This is a genomic window from Roseibium sp. RKSG952 (assembly GCF_009711355.1).
Genome location: NZ_SMMF01000306.1, coordinates 1 through 548, shown reverse-complemented (window position 1 = coordinate 548; position 548 = coordinate 1). Strand labels below are relative to the sequence as shown.

Annotated in this window: 1 protein-coding gene; it reads left to right on the top strand. The window is 62.4% G+C overall.

Translation table 11 applies throughout. The annotated features are described in order from the left end of the window. On the top strand, positions 1-548 hold a 548-nt coding region (locus tag E1297_RS00825), incomplete at both ends, for a phosphopantetheine-binding protein (RefSeq protein WP_155132701.1).

Here is a 548-nt window from a genome sequence, read left to right as displayed (position 1 = left end):
CACATCTCACCTATCTGATCGATCTGGACCAGCTCGCCCGCAAGCAGGTGGAAAGCACGCCATTGCAAGCCCGAGGCAATCTGTTGACTGCCCGGGTGCGTCACAGACTTGTGAGCGCATTCCCGGATCTGGCGGCGTGTCTGGCGATCGCTATTGCCGATGCCGGAGCTCTCGACGAAGCTGCCGTGCTGCGTGTTACCGGGGCGTCCCGGAAGACACTTGGTGAGGCACCGCAAGGTGCGCTGGAAGAACTGGTGGCTGGGTGCTTCGCCGAGGTTTTGGAGCGGGAGCGGGTGGACCGGGACACGGATTTTTTTGAGGAAGGCGGCAATTCGCTTCAGGTGGCCCGGCTCACCGGGCGGCTTCAGGAAAAGAGTGGGCATGAGGTGTCGCTACGGCAGGTGTTCGAGACCCCGACTGTCCGGAAATTGGCCACAGCACTCGAAGGCTGCGCCCGATCGGCCCCGGTTCCCTTGACACCTGTGGATCGTTCCAGACCGATCCCGCTGTCGTGGCAACAGGAGAGCCTGTGGTTCCTCGACAAGCTC